The organism is Rathayibacter sp. AY1C7, from assembly GCF_002931865.1.
In the GTDB taxonomy this organism is placed as follows: Bacteria; Actinomycetota; Actinomycetes; order Actinomycetales; family Microbacteriaceae; genus Rathayibacter.
On record NZ_PSWB01000006.1, the window covers coordinates 110,945 to 132,024 of the forward strand.

A 21,080-nucleotide genomic window follows, 5' to 3' on the forward strand; every position below is an offset into this window, starting at 1 on the left:
CCCGTGCCCCGCCGCGTCGCCGTCCTCGGCGCCGGCAGCTGGGGCACCACCTTCGCGAAGATCCTCGCCGACGGCGGCTCCGACGTCGTGATGTGGGCGCGCCGCGCCGAGCTGGCCCGCGAGATCACCGAGGCCAAGCGCAACAGCGACTACCTCCCCGGCATCAACCTCCCGCGCAACATCCGGGCCACGCCGCGCATCGAGGAGGCGCTGGAGGGCGCGGACCACGTCTACCTCTCCATCCCGTCGCAGTCGCTGCGGAGCAACCTCGAGGCGATCACGCCGTTCCTCACCGAGCGCACGGTGCTGGTGAGCCTGATGAAGGGCGTCGAGAAGGGCACCGGCCAGCGGATGAGCGAGGTGATCGCGCAGATGCTGCCGGTCTCTCCCGACCGGATCGCCGTCGCCTCCGGGCCCAACCTCGCCCTCGAGATCGCCAAGGAGCAGCCGACCGCGGCGGTCATCGCCTCCGAGAGCCTCGTCACCGCGCAGGAGGTGGCTCTCGCGGCGACCAACCGCTACTTCCGCTCCTACGTCAACACCGACGTGATCGGCACCGAGTTCGGCGGCGTGCTGAAGAACCTCATCGCCGTGGCGATCGGCATCGTCGACGGCGTCGGCTACGGCGAGAACACGAAGGCATCGATCATCACGCGCGGTCTCGCCGAGATGACCGACTTCGCGGTCGCGTACGGCGGACGGGCCGAGACGATGGCCGGACTCGCTGGGCTCGGCGACCTCATCGCGACGTCGAGCTCGTCTCTCTCGCGCAACAACACGGCCGGGCGCCTGCTCGGCCAGGGCTACAGCTTCACCGACGTGGTGAAGTCGATGCAGCAGACGGCGGAGGGGCTCGCCTCCGTCGCGCCGGTCCTCGAGCTGGCGCGCGCCAGGGGAGTCGACATGCCCATCGTCGAGCAGGTGTCGCAGGTGCTCGCCGGTACGCTCGATCCGAAGGACATCGCGCCGCACCTGACCACGGATTCGGACGAGCCACAGGGTGAGAGGAACCTCGATGACCAGCAAGCTCCGCGTGGCCGTTCTGTTCGGGGGGCGCTCCAGCGAGCACTCGATCAGCTGCGCAACGGCGGCCGGGGTGCTGCGGGCGATCGACCGTGACCGCTTCGAGGTGATCCCCGTCGGGATCACCTCCGACGGCGCCTTCGTGCTCGAGGAGGACCGTCCTGAGAAGTTCGCTCTCGATGCCGCGTCGCTGCCCCGCGTCGAGGACGACGGCTCCCGTGTGCGCTGGCCGGAGTCGGCCCTCTCGCGTGAGCTCACCGTGACGACCGAGGACGGCGCGACGCGCTCGCTCGGCGAGGTCGACGTGGTGCTGCCGATCCTGCACGGCCCGTGGGGCGAGGACGGCACCGTCCAGGGGATGCTCGAGCTCGTCGGGCTGCCCTACGTCGGCTCGGGCGTGCTCGCGTCGGCGCTCGGCATGGACAAGCACTTCACCAAGACGGTGCTGCGGGCCGCGGGCCTCGCGGTGGCGCCCTGGTACCTCGTGACCGAGGCGGAGTGGCGCGCCGACCCGGGCGACGCCTCCTCGGCCCTCGACGAGCTGAGCCTGCCCGCGTTCGTGAAGCCGGCGCGGGCCGGCTCGAGCGTGGGCGTCAGCCGGATCGACGAGCGCGAGCAGCTCGAGGCCGCGCTGGAGGAGGCGTTCGCGCACGACTCGCGGGTGCTGATCGAGTCGGGCATCGTCGGCCGCGAGGTAGAGATCGGCGTGCTCGGCGGCCGCCGCGGTGCTCCGGCCCGCGCCTCCGTCGCCGGCGAGGTGGTCGTCACCGGCCGCGGCTTCTACGACTTCGAGGCGAAGTACCTCGGGGCGTCCGGCATCGAGCTGGTCTGCCCGGCCGATCTCACCGACGGCGAGCTCTCCGAGATGCGGTCCCTCGCGATCCGCGCCTTCGACGCGATCGGAGCCGAGGGCCTCGCCCGGGTCGACTTCTTCCTCACCGCCGACGGCTTCGTCGTCAACGAGATCAACACCATGCCCGGCTTCACGCCGGTCTCGATGTTCCCGCGCATGTGGGGCGCGAGCGGCGTGGACTACCCGGACCTGATCAGCGAGCTGCTCGACTCGGCGCTCGACCGCGTCCCGGTCGCCGCCCGATGACGTCGGCGCTCGCGCTCCGCGTCGAGGCGGGCGCGGCCGCGGCGCCCTTCGAGCAGATCCGTGAGCAGATCACCGCTCTGATCGCCGCGGGCGAGCTGCCGGTCGGGATGCGGCTGCCGCCGGTGCGCGCGCTGGCCGAGACGCTGGGCGTCGCCGCGGGGACGGTCGCCCGCTCCTACCGGGAGCTGGAGTCGGCGGGCCTGGTCGAGACGCGCGGCCGGGCGGGCACGGTCGTCGCGGGAGGCGTGGATGCGCTGGAGCGTGAGCTGCAGGCTGCGGCCGCCGTGTTCGCGTCGCGCGCGCGTGAGCTGGGGGCGACCGCCGATGGTGCGCTCACCGCAGCGAGTCGAGCCCTCGGCGTCTGACGCTGAAGCTCAGCCGGTGGGCGTGTCCGTCGGATCGAGGGTGTCGGCGTCCGAGACGTCGGTGCACTCGCGCGTCTGCGGGACGTAGGAGACGGCGTTCGCCAGGTCGAGCGCGGCGGAGGATCCGGACGCGCGGCTCTGGTCGACGGTGATCTCCACCGCGGGATCGCGCCCGTAGGTGGTCAGCGTGTAGATGTCCTCGTCCTTCTGCGTCTCGTCGATGATCCAGTCGACTCCGCTGACGTTCACGCAGAGGTCCGTCGTCGGGCCGGGCACCTCGACTCCGCAGTGGAGGATGACGGCGGCCGGGGTGCCCCAGGCGGCGGTGCCCTGAGCGTTCGTCTCGCGCTCGGGCTGCTCCGCGACCACGTCGGGCAGGCGCACCGAGACCTCGGCGCAGCCGGTGCTCGTCGCATCGGCGGCGGGCTCGAGTGCGACGCTGGCCGAGCAGCCCGAGAGCAGCAGGACGGCGGCGGCGGCGAGGAGGGGGGAGCGGAGTCGGCGGGGGGACATCGCCGTCAACGCTAGCGTGTGAACCATGGCAGAGGATCGGAGTCCCACCCTGGCCGAGCTCAGCGAGGGCGAGGTGCTCGCGAGGGTGCTGGCCCGGCTCGGCGGCCCGGGCGCGGAGACCCTGGTCGGGCCCGGCGACGACTGCGCGGTGCTGCGGGCTCCCGACGGCCGCTTCGTGGTGACCACGGACATGATGGTGCACGGCCCCGACTTCCGGCTGGCCTGGTCGAGCCCGGCGGACCTGGGCTGGAAGGCGGCGGCCTCGAACCTCGCCGACGTCGCGGCGATGGGGGCCCGTCCCACCGGGCTCGTCGTCGCGCTCGCGGCGCCCCAGTCGCTGGGCGTCGACGTGCTGGAGGGGATCGCGGGCGGCCTCGCCGCCGGCTGCGTCGCGATGGCGCCGGGATGCGGAGTCGTCGGGGGAGACCTGTCCGCCTCCGCGACGCTGACGCTCTCGATCACGGCGTTCGGCTCGCTCGACGGACGACCGCCGGTGCTCCGCAGCGGTGCGAGGCCGGGGGACGTGCTCGCCGTGGCCGGCCCGCTGGGACGAGCGGGGCTCGGGCTGCGCCTGCTGTTCGAGCAGGCGCGGCGGGACGGGGAGCCGTCGGCCGACCTCGCCGACCGGCTCCGCGAGCGGCATCCGTCCCTCCTCGAGGCGCAGCTGCGCCCGACCGCGCCGATCTCCGCGGGCGAGGCCGCGGGCGGGACCGCCACCGCGATGATGGACGTCTCGGACGGCGTGGTGCTCGACGCCCGTCGGATGGCGCGTGCGAGCGGAGTGGCGATCGACCTCGATGCCGCGGCGGTCGACGTGCACGCGCGCGGGCTCACGGGGGTGGAGGGCGTGGACCTCGACCTGGCGAGGGCGCTGGTGCTGGGAGGTGGCGAGGACCACGCGATGCTCGCGTGCTTCCCGCCCGCCGCGGCGCTGCCGGAGGGCTTCGTCCCGCTCGGGGCCGTCCGCGAGGGGGCCCCGGAGGTGCGACTGGGCGGGGTCGCGCTCGAGGGGCGCGGGGGCTGGGACCCGTACCTCGGCTGGGACGGCGCGGCGGGCTGAGGCCGGTCAGCCGGCCGGGGAGGAAGCGGGCGAGACGGGCGACGCCGGTGAAGCCCACCAGATCGTGGTCTCGCCGTAGTCCTTCCTCCGCTCCCGCTCCAGACCCGCGGGCCAGCGCGGCTCCGGGCTGCGGGAGCTCCGCTCCACGACGACCACCGCGTCCTCGCGCAGCAGCGGCAGGACGCCGGCGAGGTCGGCGGCGAGGTCGTCCTCGCCGAGGTCGTAGGGCGGGTCGAGGAACACCGTGTCCGTGTTGAGGGCCGGGGAGCCGTCGAGGAAGGAGCGGACCGAGCCGGTCACCACCTCGATCCGCGGGGCGGGCCGCTTGTTCTTGGCAGCCGCGGTCGCGATCGCCCGTGCGTTCTCGCCCGCGGTCCGGGCGGCCTTCGGGTCGCGCTCGACCAGGACGACCGCGCTCGCTCCGCGGCTGGCCGACTCGAGCCCGAGGGCGCCGGAGCCCGCGTAGAGGTCGACCACCGTCGCGCCGTCGAGGGCGTCCCGGGCCTCGAGGGCCGAGAAGACGGCCTCGCGCACGCGGTCGCTGGTGGGGCGGGTGCCCGCGCGCGGGACCCGGAGGGTGAGCGAGCCGGCGAATCCGGCGATGATCCTGGTCACCGGACCGAGCATAGGGCGGCACCCCTGCCTGCGGCGTCCGGTGGCCGCCGCGCGGCTCCCGCCTGGCGGCACACTGCGAACTCGCGGAACCTGGACCCTTTTCCCGTCAGGACTGCGAGAATCCGTAGCTATGACGTCGCTCGAAGACACCCGCTCCGCTGTCGGCCGCCGAGCGGCACCCGAGACGCCCCTGACCCGCGAGGAGTTCACGGCGCACTGCGGCGCCGTCCTCGGGAACCTCACCCGCGTGATCGACGGCAAGTCGGCCGAGGTCTCGATGGCGCTGACGGTGTTCCTCGCCGGTGGGCACCTCCTGATGGAGGACGTCCCCGGCACCGGCAAGACGGTCCTGGCGAAGTCGCTGGCGGCCTCGGTCGGCGGCAGCGTCGCGCGCATCCAGTTCACGCCCGACCTGCTCCCCTCCGACGTCACGGGGGTCTCGGTCTACAACCAGGCGACCCGCGACTTCGAGTTCAAGCCGGGCCCGGTCTTCGCGAACATCCTGATCGGCGACGAGATCAACCGGGCCTCGCCCAAGACGCAGTCGGCGCTGCTGGAGTGCATGGAGGAGCGCCAGGTCTCGGTCGACGGCACGACCCACCTCCTCCCGCGCCCCTTCGCCGTGATCGCGACGCAGAACCCGGTCGAGATGGAGGGCACCTACTCGCTGCCCGAGGCCCAGCGCGACCGCTTCATGGCCCGCCTCTCGCTCGGCTACCCCGATGAGCGCGCCGAGCTCGAGATGATCCGCACCCGCGACTCGGCCAGCCCGCTCGAGGAGCTGCGGCCCGTCGTGGGCCTCGCCGAGCTCGAGCGGATGATGGCCTACGTGCGCTCCGTGTACGTCGCACCACCTGTGCAGGAGTACGTGGTGGCGATCATGCAGGCCACGCGGGTGGACCCCGAGCTGCGGCTCGGGGGGAGCCCGCGCGCCACGCTCCAGCTGATCGCCGCCGCGAAGGCGCTCGCCGCCCTCAGCGACCGCGACTTCGTGGTGCCGGACGACGTGGACGCGCTCGCCGTCCCCGTGCTCGGCCACCGCCTCCTGCCCGCCACCCGCCTCCCCGGCCGCTCCGGCGCCGGATCCTCGCACTCGGTCACCGAGATCGTGCAGCGCATCGTCGCGGCCACCCCTGTCCCCTTCGGCAACCGTGGCGACTGAGGTCCGCGCCGCCGAGACGCCGTCGTCCCGTCTCGGCGGTCTGCCCGCGCTCCGCGGGGTCGCGCTGACGCTGCGCGGCTGGGCGCTCGTTCTGCTGGGCGTCGCGGGAGTGGTGATCGCGCCGCTGTCGGAGTTCCGCGAGCTGCTGTTCGTCGGCCTGGTGCTGCTGGGCCTGCCCCTGGGCGCGCTCGTCTCCCTGCTCCTGGCGCCGGCGTCGTTCCGGGTGCAGCGCCGCTTCGCTCCCCAGACCGTCGCGGCCGGCGACGTGGTGGAGGTCGACGTGCTGCTCGAGAACCGCGGCCGCGCCGTCCGCAGCGGGGCCCGCGCCCACGACCGGCTCGAGCGCGTGGAGCGCGGGGTCGTCGTCGGCCGCCCGGTCGCCGAGGGCGTCTTCGGGCTGCCGGGCGTCCCGTCGGGCGGCCGCGTGCGCGCCCGCTACCGTCTGCCCGCCGAGCGGCGCGGGATCCACCGCATCGGCCCGCTGCGCCTGGTGCGCGGCGACGGCCTCGGGCTCGCGCTCCGCGAGAGCGTCGTGGGGGCTGCGCAGCCGTTCGTCGTGACTCCGCGGGTCGTGCCGCTCGAGAGCGACGTCCTGGACGCGCACGGAGCAGGCGGATCGAGCCCGGTCGCGCACGCGACGGCCGGCGCCGGCACGGACGACGTGATCCCGCGCGACTACCGCCCGGGGGACGCCATGCGCCGGGTGCACTGGCGGGCGAGCGCCCGCTCCGGTGAGCTCATGGTCCGCCAGGACGAGCAGAACACCGATCCGCACGCGTGGATCCTCCTCGAGACCCGGGCCGAGCGCGTGCTCGAGCGGCGCGGCGACGACCGGCTCGAGTGGGCGGTGTCGATGACGGCCTCCCTCGCCGTGCACCTGCTCGACCGCGGCTTCGAGACCCACCTCGTCGAGACGGGTGCGGACGGCGAGCCGGAGCACTCGGAGGACGAGCGCGAGGTGGCGCACGACGTGCTGCTGCGCCTGGCCGAGCTGGCGCCCTCGCGCGAGTCGGTCGACGCGGTGACCCGGATCTCGGCCGACATGCGCGACACCGGGGGAGTGCGACCGGTCTTCGCCGTGCTCACCCGACTCCTCGAGTCGGACCTCGATGGCCTCGGCTCCCTGGCCGCGCAGTCGCGCCCCGCGATCGCCTTCGTCGTCGCCGGCACCGCTGAGGAGGAGGCGGCTCTCGCCTCGCTCGGCTGGTACGCGGTGTCCGTCGACCCGAGCGCCTCCGTCGAGGAGGCGTGGGCGCAGGCCCTCGCTCTGCGGGTGGTGGCGTGAGCCGCCGCGTCGAGAGCGATCCGCGCGCCGGGTCGGCTCCTCTGAGCGGTCTGCTCTTCCTCGCGATCACGGCCGCCGCCGCCGGGATCGGCCGCCTCCTCGTCGGCGTCGACTGGCTGGTGCTCCTCGCGAGCGCGGTCGCCGTGGTGCTCGGCGTCCCGGCCGCCGCCCGGGCTCTGCGCGTGCACCCCGTCGTCCCGCCGATCCTCGGCACGCTGACGATGGTCGGCGTGCTGACCGCGATGTTCGTGCCCGGTCGGGCCCTGCTGTTCGTGATCCCCACGCCCGGCGCCGTCGCGCAGGCGGAGGCGCTCGCGCAGGGCGGCTTCCAGTCCATCGCGCAGCAGGGGCTCCCGGCGGTCGCCGACGACGGCATCTCGTTCCTCCTGATCGGCGGGGTGGTCGTGCTCGCCTGGGCGGCCGACCTGTTCGCCTTCTCCGTCCGCCTCCCCGCCCTGGCCGGTCTGTTCCCCGCGGCGCTGCTCGCGGTACCGGCGATTGTGGACCCCTCCGAGGTGTCCTGGGCGAGCCTCGTCGTCACCGCGCTCGCCTACGCGGGCGTGCTCGCCGCCACGGCCGCCCCCCGCCGCCCGAGCGGCCCGAGCGCGGCCTCGGCCGTGCTGCCCGCCTTCGCGGCCGTGACCGTCGTCGTCCTGGGCGCGGGAGTCGTCGCCGGCTCGGCGGCCGGCTACGCGCGCACCACCGCCCCCTCGGGCGTCTCCGGCAGCCTCTTCAACGGCGCGATCGACCCGGTGGTCGCCCTCGGCGCGGACCTGCGCCGCCCGAACCCCGTGACCGTGCTGCGCTACGCCACCGACTCCGACCTGCCCGTCTACCTCCGCGTGCTGACCGTCTCGGACTTCGACGGTGACGACTGGGCGCCGAGCGAGACGGAGCAGACCGCTCCGATCGACGCGCCGATCGCGCCCGAGGGGCTCTCCGAGAGCGTGCCGCGCGAGGCGGAGGAGGTCGACGTCTCGGTGGAGACGCTGCGGAGCCAGTGGCTCCCCGTGCCGTATCCGGTCTCGTCGCTGACGGGCGTCGGCGACGGCTGGCTCCAGGACGTGCAGGACGGCTCCATCCGCGGCGACGCGACGACCCGCTCCGGAGACGACTACCAGGTGCAGGCGCTGCGGCTCGAGCCCGACCCGCAGCAGCTGCTCGCCGCTCCCGCGCCGTCCGGCGTCGACCGGTACCTCTCGCTCCCCGACGACGTGCCCGAGATCGTCCGCACCACCGCCGAGGAGGTCACGGCGGAGGCTCCGACCGCCTACGACCGGGCGCGCGCGCTGCAGACGTACTTCCGCTCGTCCGAGTTCCGCTACTCCGAGGACACCCCCGCGGAGGAGGGCTACGACGGCGACGGAGTCGGCGTGCTCGCGGCGTTCCTGACGACGAAGGAGGGCTACTGCGTCCACTTCGCCTCGGCGATGGCGGTGATGGCGCGCGAGCTCGGGATCCCGTCGCGGCTCGCCATCGGCTACCAGCCCGGCTCCGTCGTGCCCTCCGGCGGCAGCGACCTGACCACCTACCGCGTCCTCTCCTCCGACCTGCACGCCTGGCCCGAGCTGTACTTCGAGGGGGTCGGCTGGCTGCCCTTCGAGCCGACGCCCAGCCGCGGCGCTCCGGCCTCCTACACCCTGCCGAGCGCGACGGCGTCCTCGGGCCCCACCGCCCCGGGCTCGACCGCGACCACCGCGCCCGGTGCGACCAGCGCTCCCGCCGCGACACCCACTCCGACGGCCGCGTCGGCGACGCCGACCCCCGGTGCCGTCGGCGCCTCGAGCACCACGGCGGCTCCCGCGGCCACGCTCTGGGTGCTGCTCCTGCTGCTCGTGCTCGTCCCCTGGCTGATGCGCGCCGTCCAGCGCGCGCTGCGGCGCCGGTCCGCGCGCTCCGGCTCCGTCGAGGCCGCGTGGGCCGAGCTGCTGGCGACCGCCCGCGACCTGGGCGTCCCCGTGGAGGACACGGAGTCTCCGCGCGCGCAGGAGGCCCGCATGGCTCCCGCCCTCGACCCCGGAGCGGCGGCACGTCTGCAGGGGCTCCGGGAGCGCGTCGAGCGCCGGCGCTACTCGCCGTCCGCGAGCGAGTCGGAGGCGTGGGACGACGCGACCGCCGTGGCCACCGCGCTCCGCGGCTCCGCGGGTGCCGGTCGTCGGGTGCTCGCGTCGGTCGTGCCGCGCTCGGCGCTGGACCCGGTCGCCCGGCTCGCGCGTCCGAGGTCCGACCTATGATCGCTAGGTGATCCCGGACCCCCTCGACGCCTCGCTCGCGCCGCTGATCGGGCCGCGCACGGCGAGTGCGGTCGAGAAGGCCTTCGGGTACCGCACGGTCGGCGAGCTCCTGGGCCACTACCCGCGCCGCTACGCGAAGCGGGGCGAGCTGACGGCGCTCTCGCGTCTCCCCGTGGGAGAGAGCGTGACGATCGTGGCGGAGGTGCGCGAGGTGCGCGAGCGGCCGATGCGCAACCGGCGCGGCACCCTGCTCGAGGTCGTCATCTCGGACGGCTCGGGCACGCTCTCGCTGACGTTCTTCGGACAGCCCTGGCGCGCGGCGAAGCTCCACCGCGGCGTGCGCGGGATCTTCGCGGGCACGGTCTCGATGTTCCGCGACACCCCGCAGCTCACGCATCCCGACTACCGCCTGTTCGACGACGAGGAGGCCGCCGCGACGGAGACGGGAGGCGGTGAGCTCGCGAAGGACTGGGCCGAGCGTCCGATCCCGATCTACCCGGCGACCAGCGCGCTCTCGAGCTGGCAGCTCCAGGCCGCGATCGGCGTGCTGCTGGACGGCCTGCGCGACGTGCCGGACCCGATGCCCGAGCAGGTGCGCGCCGGCCGCTCGCTGCTGGGCCTCGGCGAGGCGCTGGAGCTGATCCACCGCCCGCAGCGGGAGGGCGAGGAGGCGCAGGCGCGCGAGACGCTGCGCTTCCACGAGGCGTTCCTCCTGCAGCTCGCCCTGCTCGAGCGCCGGGCCTCGGCGCGCAGCAGCCCCGCGACCGCCCGCGTGCCCGGCCCCGGCGGGCTGCTCGAGCGCTTCGACGCCGCGCTGCCCTTCGCCCTCACCGGCGACCAGACCGCGGTGGGGCACGAGATCGCCGCCGACCTGGCCGCCGAGAGCCCGATGACCCGGCTGGTGCAGGGCGAGGTCGGCTCCGGCAAGACCCTCGTCGCGCTCCGGGCGATGCTCGCCACGGCCGAGAGCGGCGGGCAGGCGGCGCTGCTCGCTCCCACCGAGGTGCTCGCGGGGCAGCACCTCCGCTCGATCGCGAGGACCCTCGGCCCGGAGCTCGCGGCCGAGCTGGTGCCGACCCTCCTCACCGGCGGGCTGGGGGCGGCGCAGCGCCGCGCGGCCCTCCTCCGGATCGTCTCGGGCACGGCGAAGATCGTCGTCGGCACGCACGCCCTCCTCGGCGACGCGGTCTCCTTCTACGACCTGGGCCTCGTCGTGATCGACGAGCAGCACCGCTTCGGCGTGGACCAGCGGGACGCCCTGCGCCGGAAGGGCGCCACCCCGCCGCACGTGCTGGTGCTGACGGCCACGCCCATCCCGCGGACCGTCGCCATGACGGTCTTCGGCGATCTCGACACCTCGACCATCCGCGAGCTGCCCGCCGGGCGCCCCGGCATCACGAGCCACGTGGTCCCGCTCGCCGACCACCCCGCGTGGATCGCGCGGGCGTGGGAGCGCGCCGAGGAGGAGATCCGCTCGGGGCACCAGGTCTACCTCGTCTGCCCGGCGATCGAGCCGGGGGAGCCCGCCGAGGGCGCGCAGCCGCCCGAGGAGGACGCCGCCGCGTCGCTCACGACCGTCGCGGCCACGCTGGAGGGCGTGCGCGCTCATCCGCTGCTCGGGAAGCGGCGGTCGGCCGCGCTGCACGGGCGGATGACGACGGAGGAGAAGGACGCCGTGATGCGCTCCTTCGCCGCGGGGGAGATCGACGTCCTGGTGTCGACGACGGTCATCGAGGTCGGCGTGGATGTGCCGAACGCCTCGATGATGGTCGTGCTCGACGCGGAGCGGTTCGGGGTCTCGCAGCTGCACCAGCTCCGCGGGCGCATCGGGCGCGGCGGCGTCGCGGGGGTGTGCCTGTTCGTGACGGCGGCGGAGGCGGGGACGGTCGCGCGCGAGCGGGTGGAGGCGGTCGCCGCGACGCTCGACGGCTTCGCGCTCGCCGAGGTCGACCTGGAGCTGCGCCGCGAGGGCGACGTGCTGGGCGACTCGCAGTCCGGCGGGCGATCGTCGCTCCGCCTGCTGCGGGTGGTGCAGGACGCGGACGTGATCGTGGAGGCGCGGGCGCTGGCGGAGCGGCTCCTCGCGGAGGACCCGTCCCTCGCCTCGCACGATCGGCTCCGTGCCGCGCTCGAGCGCCGCGTGCAGGACCGCGACCGGGAGTTCCTCGCCAAGAGCTAGGCGGTGCCCGCCCGCTACTCTGTCGGCATGGCCCGCATCGCCGTCGTCCCCGGCTCCTTCGACCCCGTGACCCTCGGTCATCTCGACGTGATCGAGCGGGCCGCGCGCCTGGTCGACGAGCTGCACGTCGTGGTGGTGCACAACCCCGCCAAGACGGCGCTGCTGCCGATCGCCCAGCGCGTCTCGCTGATCGAGCAGTCGATCGCGGAGGCCGGGCTCGAGGGGCGGATCGTCGTCGCCTCGTGGAGCATGGGCCTGCTCGTCGACTACTGCACCGACGTCGGCGCGAGCATCCTGGTGAAGGGCATCCGCTCGCAGGTCGACGTGGCGTACGAGACCCCCATGGCGATCGTGAACCGCAACCTCGCGCACGTCGAGACGGTGTTCCTCCTGCCCGATCCCGCGCACGCCCATGTGTCGAGCTCGCTGGTGCGGCAGGTCTCCTCCCTCGGCGGCGACGTCGCCCCCTACGTGCCGCCCGCGGTCGCCGCGTACCTCGCCGCCGGCTGAGGCGCCGCCGATCGTCCACCCGGGCGATCCCGGGCCGTGGACCCGTGCGCCCGCGGCAGCCGGGAGAATGGACCGGTGAGCGAGACGCGCGTGCAGGCCTGGGCCCTCGACGGCATCCCGGAGGTGACTCCCGGTGACGACCTGCTCGAGCTGATCCTCGCGGCCGTCGCCGCCGCCGCCGAGGAGGACCGGCCCGCGGACGGCGACATCCTCGTGGTCACGAGCAAGATCGTCTCGAAGGCGGAGGGGCGCGTCGTCGCCGCGGCCGACCGCGAGGACGCGATCACGGCCGAGACCGTCCGCGTCGTCGCCACCCGGGCGCACGGGTCCGGCGTCACCCGCATCGTGGAGAACCGCCTCGGGATCGTGCAGGCGGCGGCCGGAATCGACGCCAGCAACGTCGCGGAGGGGACGGTCCTCCTCCTCCCCGTCGACCCGGACGCCTCGGCGCGGGCCCTCTGCGCGGGTCTCCGGGAGCGGCTCGGCGTGGAGGTGGGCGTGCTCGTAAGCGACACCCTGGGCCGCGCGTGGCGGGTCGGACAGACCGACGCGGCCATCGGAGCCGCGGGCGTCCTCGTGATCGACGACCTCCGCGGCGGGGTCGACGCCCTGGGGCGCACGCTCGGAGTGACCATGCCGGCCGTGGCGGACGAGATCGCCGCGCTCGGCGACCTGGTGAAGGGCAAGGCGAGCGGTCGCCCCGTCGCCGTCGTCCGCGGGCTCGCCCGCCTGGTGACGGGGGTCGAGAGCCCGGGCGCCCGCACGCTGACCCGCACGGGCCCCGACGACATGTTCCGCCTCGGCGCCGACGAGGCCTTCGCCGAGGGCTTCGCGGCCGGAGCCGCCTCGCGCGAGGAGCGCGCGTGACCGGCTGGAGCGCGGTCGTCGTGTTCAAGGGCCGCGGCGGCTCGAAGACGCGCCTCGACGTGCCGGGCCGCGCGGCGCTGGCCGAGGCGTTCCTCCTGGACACGCTCGCCGCCGTGGCCGCCGCGGAGCCGGTGGTGAGCCTTCTCCTGGTCACCTCCGACGCCGGTGCGGCCGACCGCGCACGGGCGGAGCACCCGCAGCTGGTGGTGGTGCCCGACCCGGGGACCCTCGACGCCGCCGTGTCCGGGGGAGCCGAGGCCGCCCTGCACCGCCGGCCGGGCGCCCCGGTGATCGTGCTGACCGGGGACCTGCCCGCCCTGCTGCCGTCGGACCTCTCCGAGGCGCTCGCGACGCGGTCGCTCCCGGCCGTCGTCCCGGACCGCGAGGGGAGCGGCACCACGGCGCTCCTGCTGGCGGCCGGAGCCCTCGTCGCTCCGGCGTTCGGCCCGGGCTCGCTGGCCCGGCACCGCGACGCGGGCTGCGCCGTCGTCGTGCTGCCCGGCTCGTCGACGCTGAGGCTGGACGTCGACACGCTCGCCGATCTCGGCGACGCGGAAGAGGCCGGCGTCGGCCCGCACACCTCCCGCGCGCTGGCCGCAGCGGCCTGAGGCGCAGGGAGTCCGAGCCGCGGACGCGGTCAGCCGGCGAGCAGCCCCGCCTCGAACGCCGCCGTCAGGCCCGCGTCGATCGCGAGCGGTGCGCCGTCGACCGAGCGGACGGGGATCGCCCGCCGGGTGCTCGACACCAGCCACGCCGCATCGGCACCGGTGAGCGCCGTGACCGGCAGCTCGCGGCGCGACGACGCGAGCCCGCGGCGCTCGCCCAGCGCGAGGACCCGCTCGACCGTCGTGCCGGCGAGCACGCTGCCCGAGAGCGGCGTCGCGAGCACCCCGTCGCCGAGGAGCACCAGGCTCGACGTCGCCCCCTCGAGGAGAAGCCCGTCGCTCGTGCGCCAGACCACGTCGTCCGCGCCCCGGGACGCCGCCTCGCGCAGCGCCGCCCGGGTGACGGCGCCCGAGGTGGTCTTGACACCCGGGAGCAGCCACGGCGCGAGCGGACCGCTCGCGTACCCGCGGTCCAGCACGACGACGGCCGCGCCCTTCTCCCGGAGCGCGCTCGAGTCGGGAGTCGGAGCCGCGCGCACGGTGCACCGGGCGGAGTCGCCCGACCCGTGGGCGGCGATGAAGCGGATCGTCAGGTCGTCGACCCGGTCGTGCTCCGCCACGGCGAGGTCGACCGCTCGGGACCAGAGGGGCGCCTCCGGGATCGTCAGCCCGACGGCCCGGGCCGATCCGGCCAGCCGCGCGAGGTGCTCGCCGAGCGCGCGGGGACGTCCGTCGAGGACCGCGACGGTCTCGAAGACCCCGTCGCCGCGGAGGTAGCCCGCCTCGTCGACGCGGACGAGCGGACCCTCCGGGTCGCGGAGGACGACGGCGCCGGAGGTGATCTCGACCAGGACGGGGGTGCTCATCCGCCCATCCTGCCCCCGGCGGAGCCTCAGCGGGGGAGGAGGCCGCTCGCCACGTCGGACGGCTCGACGATCTCGCGCCACGGCTCCGGCCGGAGTCCTGCCGAGCCGAGCACGTCGGCCCCGGCGAGGAGGTCCACGTCGAGACCGGTCAGCTCGCCGATCGCGGCGACCGGCAGCTGGAACGTCCTGAAGCCGCCGAGCGGCACCAGGCCCTCGCGCACGCGCTCCACGAGCTCGCTCTGGTCGAGCAGGTACGCGCTCGTCGCGAGCGTCGATCCGTCCGGGCTCCACGCCGCGATCTTCCAGAAGCGGCGGGGGATGCCCGTACCGCGGTAGACCGGGTCGTCGTCCGCGAGCACGGGCCCGGTGAAGACGCTCAGGCGCGTGCGCCAGGTCTGCGCGTACTCGAGCACCAGCGTCTCGAGCCCGAGCCACAGCTCCTGCGACTGGTTGAAGCCGCTCGCCTGGGGCGCGGCGTTCGTGTAGCAGAAGCTGTCGCGGTTGGCCGCGGCGGCCTCGCCGCGGTCGCCCCACACGGGGTCGCGGCGGCGGACCAGGTGGCCGCGGTCGAGGTCGTTGCGGGCGTACACCTCCGGCCCGGTCTGCTCGGAGGCGGGGATGCTGTCGTCGAGGTGCCAGTCGTCGCCTCGGCCGAGCTCGACCAGGCGCGCGCCGTCGATGTTCACGGCCGTCGAGACGGCCAGGCGCCGCTCCGGATCCAGCAGCACCTCGAAGTGCGTGTACGGCAGGAGCCGCACCGGGCGCTCGACCCTCAGGCGCGGCGCCGCCGCGGGGACGCCGAGGAAGTCCGCGTCGAAGCTCACTCCTCGACCTCCGCCGTCGGAGTCGCCGTGGCTGTCGCTGTCGGGGTCGCCGTGGGCGTCGCCGGGGGAGCCTCGGTCGCGGGGACTCCCGTGCCGGTCGGAGTCGGAGCCGGTGCCTGGGTGGCGGGACCCGGGACCTGCGAGCCGTTGCTGATCAGCAGGGCTATGTCGGAGTAGCGCGCGACGGTCGTGCCCGCGGCCGGGTCGGTGCCCGCCACCACGCCGGCGGGGAGCGACGAGTCGATGGTCGCCCCCTCCTCGACGTCGAAGCCGAGGTCCTCCAGCGCCTCCGTGGCGTCGTCGACCGAGCGGCCGGAGACGGTCGGCACGGCGATCTGACGGCCGTTCAGCAGGGCGCTGCTGGGCTCCTCGAAGTCGTCTCCGCCGTACTTCTGGTCGGCGCGGGTCATCACCGAGTTCCAGATGTAGTGGCGGATGTTGGAGGCGTACGGGCGGCTCTCGAGCTCCGAGTTCGGGAAGCGGACCTCGCGCATCGAGGTGTGGCCGTCGATGTTGCCGACCCAGACCACGGTCGCGACGCGCGAGCTCGCCCCGTCCATCCAGGTCGATTCCGCGTTGTCGGTGGTGCCCGTCTTGCCGATGTGCTCGATGCCGTCGTCCGGGTCGGACTGGGCGGCCGTGCCGCCGGTGACGACGCGCTGCAGGGCGTAGTTCGCGACCGCCGTCAGCTCGGGGCTGAGGGCCTGGTTGCAGGTGGAGGTCGGCGGCTGGACGGCGGCGCCGGTCGCGTCGGTGATCGAGTCGATGGCGATCGCGGAGCAGGCGGTGCCGTTGTTGGCGAAGCCGGCGAAGGCGGTGACCATCGAGAGGGGGGAGATGAGCGTGTCCGAGCCGAGGACGGCGGACGGCTTGTAGTCGACCTCGCCGCCGTCGGCCGCCTTCACGCCGAAGCCGACCGCGCGGTCGCGGATCGCGCAGAGGTCGAGCTGCTGCGCCATCGAGACGTAGACGGTGTTGATCGACTGCATCGTGCCGGTCAGCACGCTGTAGCTGCCGTTCTCGCTGTCGTCGTTGTTGACCTCGTAGGAGGTGTCGAGCTCGCCGCCCGGTGCGCAGCTGGCGGGGAAGCCCGAGAAGGTGCGCTCGCGGCCGTTGATCGTCTCGTTCAGGGTGCGTCCGCTCGCGAGCCACTGCGCGAGCGTGAACACCTTGTAGGTCGATCCGACCTGGAACCCGGCGGAGCCGCCGTAGGCCGTGTCGGTGTTGAAGTTGACGGCGGAGAAGTTCGCGCCGTTGACGGCGCCGGCCGCGTCGTAGTCCTTGTTCTGCACCATCGCCAGGATCCGGCCGGTGCCGACCTCCATCGAGACGGTCGCGCTGCCGATGTTGGTGTCGAGAGTGGGGACCTTGGGGACGGCGTTGTTCGTCGCGTTCGCCGCGGTGTCCTGCAGGTCGCGGTCGAGCGTCGTGTAGATCTTGTAGCCGCCGCGCTGGAAGTTCGCGAGGCGGGTGTCCGCGTCGTCGCCGAACGCCGGGTCGTTCTGGACGACGCGGGTGATGTAGTCGCAGAAGAAGGCCGCGTTGCCGGCGGTCTGGCAGCCGGTGGGCGTCTGCGTGATCGCGGGGACGACCTCCTCGGCGACGGCGGCGTCGTGGTCGGCCTGCGAGATCTTCCCCTCCTGCAGCATCTGGTCGAGGACGTAGTCGCGGCGGATCTTGTTGTCCGGGATGTTCTCGGGCTGGTCGATCCTGAGGCCGTTGGGGTTGTTGACCGTGGCGATCAGGCTCGCGGCCTGCGCCAGGCTCAGGTCGGCCGCGCTGGTCGAGAAGTAGTACTCGGCCGCCGCCTGGATGCCGTAGACCTGCCCGCCGAAGCCCGCGATGTTGAGGTAGCCGAGGAGGATGTCGTCCTTGCTGTACTTCTTCTCGAGGTCGACGGCGAGCTTCATCTCCTTGAGCTTGCGGCTCGGAGTGGTCGCGGTCGCCTCCTCGTAGGCGGCCTCGGAGGCCGCCTCGTCGGTCGCGCTCAGCGACTCCGCCTTCTGCACGAGGACGTTCTTGACGTACTGCTGAGTGATGGAGGATCCGCCCTGGAGGTCCCCGCCGACGATGTTGCTGAGCACCGCGCGGATCGTGCCCTGCAGGTCGACGCCGCCGTGATCGTAGAAGCGCGGGTCCTCGGTCGAGACCGCCGCGTCCTTCACGGACTGGCTGACCTGGTCGAACGCCACCTCCTCGCGGTTCTGCGCGTAGAAGGAGGCGAGCAGCTCGTCCGAGCCGTCGGTTCGCTTCGCGTAGATCTCGGTCTTCTGGGCCAGCTGGCCGAGCTCGAGGTACTCGGGCACCGTCTCGAACAGCCCGATCGGGTTGTTCTCGGCGAGACCGGTGACGGCGAGGGCGGGAGTGACCCCGACCGTGATCAGCAGGCCCCCGGCGAGGCTGGCTCCGACGATCCCGAGGACCCGGGCGAGCACGCCGCCGCGGGCGGTTCCTTGCGCAGACATGGCTACGAGAGTAGGCGACGAGTCTGGATCCGTCGTGCGGCCGCGCTCGGGGGCCCGGATGCCCGCCCTCCCGGCCCCGGGAGCGGCGGCCGCCGGTACGGTGAGCGGGTGACCAGAGCCCGAGCATGACCGCCTCCGCCGACCCCGCCGAGACGCGCCGCCGCGCGGTGCTCGTGGTGGCCGTCCTCGCCTCCTTCGTCGCCTTCCTCGACGGCACCGTCGTCAACGTCGCCCTGCCCGCCATCACCCGCGAGCTCGGCGGCGGGCTCGCGGTGCAGCAGTGGGTGGTCGACGGGTACCTGATCACGCTCGGCGCGCTGATCCTCGTGGCCGGCTCGCTCGCCGACCGCATCGGCCGGGCCCGCAGCATGACCATCGGCCTGATCGGCTTCGGCGTCACCTCGCTGCTGTGCGCGCTGGCCCCCACCGCCGAGGTCCTCATCGTGGCGCGGATGCTCCAGGGCGCCGCCGGCGCGATCCTCGTGCCCAGCTCGCTCGCCCTCATCATCGCGACCGTCCACGGCGCCGCGCAGGCCCGGACGATCGGCGCGTGGACGGCCTGGACCGGCACGGCGACGATCGCCGGCCCCGTGCTCGGCGGCCTGCTGGTGGACGCGGGCTCGTGGCGGTACGTCTTCGCGCTCAACCTGCTGCCGATCGCGGTGACGCTGGTCCTGCTGCGCAGGCTCGGCGCGGTCGACTCGGGGACCCGGGTGCCGATCGACGGCGTCGGCGCGGTGCTCGGGGTGATCGGCCTGGGAGGGCCGGTGTTCGCGCTGATCGAGCAGGAGCGGCTCGGGGTCCAGCATCCGCTCGTGCTGACCGCCCTGATCGGGGGAGTCGCCGCCCTCGTCGCGTTCGTCGTGTGGGAGCGGCGCGCGGCGCATCCGATGCTGCCGCTGTCGCTCTTCGCGTCGCGGAACTTCACCGTCGGCAACGTCTCGACGGCGTTCGTCTACGGCGCGCTCTCCTTCGGCTTCTTCGCGCTGGGCCTGTTCCTGCAGCAGACCCTGGGCTTCTCGGCGACCCTGGCCGGGCTCGCGACGCTCCCGCCGACGATCCTGCTGCTCCTGCTCTCGCAGGTCTCCGGGTCGCTGTCGGCGCGGTTCGGCCCGCGGCTCTTCATGGGCGTCGGACCGCTGATCGCCGCGGCCGGGTTCCTCCTGCTCTCCTTCGTCGACGAGGGCGCCGACTACGCCACGCAGCTGCTGCCGGGGATCCTCCTCTTCGGCTTCGGCCTCGCGGTGACGGTCGCTCCGCTGACCTCGACGATCCTCGGCGCGGTGGAGGACGGGCACAGCGGAGTCGGCTCCGCCGTGAACAATGCCGTCTCGCGCATCGCCGGGCTGGTCGCCATCGCCGCGACCTCGCTCGTGGTCGGAGACTCGCTCGACGTCGAGGGCTTCTCCCGTGCCGCCGTCGCGACCGCCGCCCTCCTGGTCGCCGGCGGCGTCGTCTCCCTCCTCGGCATCCGCAACCCGGCTCCCGCCGACCGCTGACGACCGCTCCGGGGAGCGGCACCGACCCCCGTCCGGGGTGCGGCGCCCCGTGTTCACGCAGTGTCCGCCGATCCTTCGACGGAACGTGGATGAAATAGTTGTCGCTACATGGAATACTGATCGACGTCGATGCGCTTGCATACATCGGACGGGGACGCTCTCCCCGCGACGACCGTCACACTCGAGGAGAAACCATGACCGACACCGTCACCATCCCCGGCTACAAGGCCGGCACCTGGGTCATCGACCCCACCCACAGCGAGGTCGCGTTCAGCGTCCGCCACCTGATGATCAGCAAGGTCAAGGGCAAGTTCGAGCGCTTCACCGCCACGTTCACCACCGGCGAGAACCCGCTCGACTCCAAGGTCGAGGCCACCGCCGAGGTCGCCTCCGTCAACACCAACGAGCCCAACCGCGACGGCCACCTCCGCACCGGCGACTTCTTCGAGGCCGAGAAGTACCCGGAGATCCACTTCGTCTCGACCGCCGTCCGCCCGAACGGCGACGACTTCCTCGTCGACGGCGAGCTCACCATCAAGGGCACCACCAAGCCCGTCACCTTCGAGGTGGAGTTCGGCGGCTTCGGCACCGACCCCTACGGCAACTACAAGGCCGGCCTCACCGCCAAGGCCACCATCGACCGCACCGACTTCGGTCTGACCTACAACGCGGCCCTCGAGACCGGTGGCGTGCTCATCGGCGAGAAGGTCACCATCACCCTCGACCTGCAGGCCGCCCACCAGGCGTAGTCCGAGCGATCGACCGGAGCCGTCCCTCCCCCCGGGGAGCGGACGGCTCCGGTCGTTCCCGGAGCCGGTGCGGGATCAGAGGATGCCGAGCTCCGTCAGCTGCTCGGAGATGCCGGCGCCGTCGGGCGCGAAGACCCAGGTCGTGCCGCTGGTCAGGGAGCGGTCCTCGGCCTTGGAGCGGCCTCCCGCAAGCACCGCCTCGCCGGTGGAGAGCTGGCGGATCGCGATAGCGGCGACCTTGTCGGGGTGCTCGTCCGCGAAGTCGGAGTAGATCTCCTCGTCGTGCTGCCCGTCGTCGCCGACCAGCAGCCAGCGCACGTCCGGGAACTCGGCCGCGAGTCGGCGGAGGTTCATCTCCTTGTGCTGCTTGCCGCTGCGGAACCAGCGGTCGTGCGTCGGGCCCCAGTCGGTCAGGAGGAGCGCTCCGGCCGGGTACAGGTGCCGCGAGAGGAAGCGGGTGAGCGCCGGGGCGACGTTCCACGCGCCGGTGGAGAGGTAGATGACCGGGGAGCCCTCGTACTGCCGGGCGAAGCGGTCGAGGAAGACCGCCATGCCGGGCGTGGGCATCCGGGCGTGCTCGTCGAGCACGAAGGTGTTCCAGGCGGCGACGAAGGGGCGGGGGAGCGCGGTGACCATCACCGTGTCGTCCACGTCCGACACGACGCCCAGCCGCGCCTCCGGACGCACGATGAAGACGGGCGCCTCGACGGGCTTCGAGCCCGCGGTCGAGAAGGTGATGGTGTGCCAGCCGGGCTCGAGCGTGATCGGGAGGTCCGCGTCGACGACTCCGCCGCGGTCGGCCGTCACCCGGTGGGTCTGCCCGTCGGCCTCGACGGTCACGACGGCCCCGCTCACGAAGACGCTGGTGAAGCTCCGCCAGCCGCGCACGCCCTCGACGGGGCGGACCTCCTCGACCCCGGGAGGGGTCGGCCGCGTGTAGAGGACGCGGGCCAGGACGCGCAGCTCCGTCGTCGAGCCGTAGCCGGTGTAGGGGATGACCCTCGGGACGTAGCCCTTGCGCTTCACGCGCCTCATCCGGAAGGAGTGGAGTCGGTCCTCGAGGCGGGCGGCGCGGTGCATGACCTCCGCCTTGCCTGCGCTCAGGGGCTTGCTCTCGGGCGTCAGCGGCATCCGCCCAGTCTGTCAGACCGGATGCCGGA

Annotated in this window: 19 protein-coding genes; 13 read left to right on the forward strand and 6 right to left on the reverse strand. The window is 73.9% G+C overall.

Going from position 1 to position 21,080, the window contains the following annotated elements:
• The first annotated feature begins 3 nt into the window (after positions 1 to 3).
• The 3 genes from C5C69_RS05090 to C5C69_RS05100 are packed head-to-tail and all read left to right on the forward strand — an operon-like array spanning position 4 to position 2,487.
• Positions 4 to 1,119, forward strand: a complete 1,116-nt coding sequence (locus C5C69_RS05090) for an NAD(P)H-dependent glycerol-3-phosphate dehydrogenase (protein ID WP_181067828.1) — start codon at positions 4 to 6, stop codon at positions 1,117 to 1,119.
• On the forward strand, positions 1,016 to 2,122 hold the full coding sequence (locus C5C69_RS05095; RefSeq protein ID WP_104233769.1) for a D-alanine--D-alanine ligase family protein: 1,107 nt from the start codon (positions 1,016 to 1,018) through the stop codon (positions 2,120 to 2,122). The genes C5C69_RS05090 and C5C69_RS05095 overlap by 104 nt, the downstream gene beginning before the upstream one ends.
• Positions 2,119 to 2,487 carry a GntR family transcriptional regulator gene (locus C5C69_RS05100; protein ID WP_104233768.1) on the forward strand — a complete coding sequence of 123 codons (369 nt, stop codon included), beginning with the start codon at positions 2,119 to 2,121 and terminating at the stop codon, positions 2,485 to 2,487. The genes C5C69_RS05095 and C5C69_RS05100 overlap by 4 nt, the downstream gene beginning before the upstream one ends.
• Positions 2,488 to 2,496: 9 nt before the next feature.
• On the opposite strand, the gene C5C69_RS05105 is transcribed toward C5C69_RS05100, so the two are convergent.
• A complete protein-coding gene (locus tag C5C69_RS05105) occupies positions 2,497 to 3,000 on the reverse strand; it encodes a DUF3515 family protein (protein ID WP_104223096.1) in 504 nt (167 codons plus the stop codon).
• A gap of 25 nt (positions 3,001 to 3,025) precedes the next feature.
• Between C5C69_RS05105 and thiL the strand changes: the two genes are divergently transcribed.
• Positions 3,026 to 4,060, forward strand: a complete 1,035-nt coding sequence (gene thiL, locus C5C69_RS05110) for a thiamine-phosphate kinase (protein WP_104233767.1) — start codon at positions 3,026 to 3,028, stop codon at positions 4,058 to 4,060.
• Between the two features lie 6 nt (positions 4,061 to 4,066).
• Here the strand turns inward: thiL and C5C69_RS05115 are convergent, their stop codons facing one another.
• Positions 4,067 to 4,675 (reverse strand): RsmD family RNA methyltransferase, encoded by a 609-nt coding sequence (locus C5C69_RS05115; RefSeq protein ID WP_104233802.1) that lies wholly within the window; start codon positions 4,673 to 4,675, stop codon positions 4,067 to 4,069.
• A 130-nt stretch (positions 4,676 to 4,805) separates the two neighbouring features.
• Here C5C69_RS05115 and C5C69_RS05120 point away from each other — a divergent pair, with 130 nt between their 5' ends.
• From C5C69_RS05120 to cofC, 7 genes are all read left to right on the forward strand, one after another.
• A complete protein-coding gene (locus tag C5C69_RS05120) occupies positions 4,806 to 5,837 on the forward strand; it encodes a MoxR family ATPase (protein ID WP_104225624.1) in 1,032 nt (343 codons plus the stop codon).
• Entirely contained in the window at positions 5,827 to 7,122 is a 1,296-nt protein-coding gene (locus tag C5C69_RS05125) for a DUF58 domain-containing protein (RefSeq protein WP_104233766.1), read from the forward strand. Before C5C69_RS05120 ends, C5C69_RS05125 begins: the two co-directional genes overlap by 11 nt.
• Positions 7,119 to 9,356, forward strand: coding sequence for a DUF3488 and transglutaminase-like domain-containing protein (locus C5C69_RS05130; protein ID WP_104233765.1), 2,238 nt, complete (start codon positions 7,119 to 7,121; stop codon positions 9,354 to 9,356). The genes C5C69_RS05125 and C5C69_RS05130 overlap by 4 nt, the downstream gene beginning before the upstream one ends.
• Positions 9,357 to 9,363: 7 nt before the next feature.
• On the forward strand, positions 9,364 to 11,535 hold the full coding sequence (locus C5C69_RS05135) for an ATP-dependent DNA helicase RecG (RefSeq protein WP_219812341.1): 2,172 nt from the start codon (positions 9,364 to 9,366) through the stop codon (positions 11,533 to 11,535).
• Between the two features lie 27 nt (positions 11,536 to 11,562).
• The gene (gene coaD, locus C5C69_RS05140; protein ID WP_104233800.1) at positions 11,563 to 12,045 is read left to right on the forward strand and encodes a pantetheine-phosphate adenylyltransferase; all 483 of its coding nucleotides are present in this window, start codon (positions 11,563 to 11,565) and stop codon (positions 12,043 to 12,045) included.
• Between the two features lie 75 nt (positions 12,046 to 12,120).
• Positions 12,121 to 12,912 (forward strand): coenzyme F420-0:L-glutamate ligase, encoded by a 792-nt coding sequence (locus C5C69_RS05145; RefSeq protein WP_258065218.1) that lies wholly within the window; start codon positions 12,121 to 12,123, stop codon positions 12,910 to 12,912.
• Positions 12,909 to 13,520 carry a 2-phospho-L-lactate guanylyltransferase gene (gene cofC, locus C5C69_RS05150; RefSeq protein ID WP_104233764.1) on the forward strand — a complete coding sequence of 204 codons (612 nt, stop codon included), beginning with the start codon at positions 12,909 to 12,911 and terminating at the stop codon, positions 13,518 to 13,520. Before C5C69_RS05145 ends, cofC begins: the two co-directional genes overlap by 4 nt.
• Positions 13,521 to 13,549: 29 nt before the next feature.
• On the opposite strand, the gene C5C69_RS05155 is transcribed toward cofC, so the two are convergent.
• The 3 genes from C5C69_RS05155 to C5C69_RS05165 are packed head-to-tail and all read right to left on the reverse strand — an operon-like array spanning position 13,550 to position 17,672.
• Positions 13,550 to 14,383: an aminotransferase class IV gene (locus tag C5C69_RS05155; protein ID WP_104233763.1), complete on the reverse strand. Its 834-nt coding sequence runs from the start codon at positions 14,381 to 14,383 to the stop codon at positions 13,550 to 13,552.
• 26 nt (positions 14,384 to 14,409) lie between these two features.
• Positions 14,410 to 15,207 carry a DNA/RNA non-specific endonuclease gene (locus tag C5C69_RS05160; protein ID WP_258065220.1) on the reverse strand — a complete coding sequence of 266 codons (798 nt, stop codon included), beginning with the start codon at positions 15,205 to 15,207 and terminating at the stop codon, positions 14,410 to 14,412.
• Positions 15,204 to 17,672: a transglycosylase domain-containing protein gene (locus C5C69_RS05165; protein ID WP_104257417.1), complete on the reverse strand. Its 2,469-nt coding sequence runs from the start codon at positions 17,670 to 17,672 to the stop codon at positions 15,204 to 15,206. Before C5C69_RS05165 ends, C5C69_RS05160 begins: the two co-directional genes overlap by 4 nt.
• Before the next feature lie 125 nt (positions 17,673 to 17,797).
• On the opposite strand from C5C69_RS05165, the gene C5C69_RS05170 reads away from it, so the two are divergent.
• On the forward strand, positions 17,798 to 19,171 hold the full coding sequence (locus tag C5C69_RS05170; protein WP_104233761.1) for a DHA2 family efflux MFS transporter permease subunit: 1,374 nt from the start codon (positions 17,798 to 17,800) through the stop codon (positions 19,169 to 19,171).
• Between the two features lie 194 nt (positions 19,172 to 19,365).
• Entirely contained in the window at positions 19,366 to 19,920 is a 555-nt protein-coding gene (locus tag C5C69_RS05175) for a YceI family protein (protein ID WP_104223105.1), read from the forward strand.
• Positions 19,921 to 19,995: 75 nt separating this feature from the next.
• Here C5C69_RS05175 and C5C69_RS05180 read toward each other — a convergent pair whose 3' ends face one another.
• Complete coding sequence (locus tag C5C69_RS05180; RefSeq protein ID WP_258065221.1) at positions 19,996 to 21,051, reverse strand: App1 family protein; 1,056 nt, start codon at positions 21,049 to 21,051, stop codon at positions 19,996 to 19,998.
• Positions 21,052 to 21,080: the final 29 nt, after the last annotated feature.

Bases quoted from the DNA above. Each gene is read 5' to 3' on its own strand.
- C5C69_RS05095 (WP_104233769.1), top strand. From the start codon at position 1,016: ATGACCAGCAAGCTCCGCGTGGCCGTTCTGTTCGGGGGGCGCTCCAGC.
- C5C69_RS05100 (WP_104233768.1), top strand. From the start codon at position 2,119: ATGACGTCGGCGCTCGCGCTCCGCGTCGAGGCGGGCGCGGCCGCGGCG.
- C5C69_RS05105 (WP_104223096.1), bottom strand. From the start codon at position 3,000: ATGTCCCCCCGCCGACTCCGCTCCCCCCTCCTCGCCGCCGCCGCCGTC.
- thiL (WP_104233767.1), top strand. From the start codon at position 3,026: ATGGCAGAGGATCGGAGTCCCACCCTGGCCGAGCTCAGCGAGGGCGAG.
- C5C69_RS05120 (WP_104225624.1), top strand. From the start codon at position 4,806: ATGACGTCGCTCGAAGACACCCGCTCCGCTGTCGGCCGCCGAGCGGCA.
- coaD (WP_104233800.1), top strand. From the start codon at position 11,563: ATGGCCCGCATCGCCGTCGTCCCCGGCTCCTTCGACCCCGTGACCCTC.
- C5C69_RS05155 (WP_104233763.1), bottom strand. From the start codon at position 14,383: ATGAGCACCCCCGTCCTGGTCGAGATCACCTCCGGCGCCGTCGTCCTC.
- C5C69_RS05165 (WP_104257417.1), bottom strand. From the start codon at position 17,672: ATGTCTGCGCAAGGAACCGCCCGCGGCGGCGTGCTCGCCCGGGTCCTC.
- C5C69_RS05170 (WP_104233761.1), top strand. From the start codon at position 17,798: ATGACCGCCTCCGCCGACCCCGCCGAGACGCGCCGCCGCGCGGTGCTC.
- C5C69_RS05175 (WP_104223105.1), top strand. From the start codon at position 19,366: ATGACCGACACCGTCACCATCCCCGGCTACAAGGCCGGCACCTGGGTC.
- C5C69_RS05180 (WP_258065221.1), bottom strand. From the start codon at position 21,051: ATGCCGCTGACGCCCGAGAGCAAGCCCCTGAGCGCAGGCAAGGCGGAG.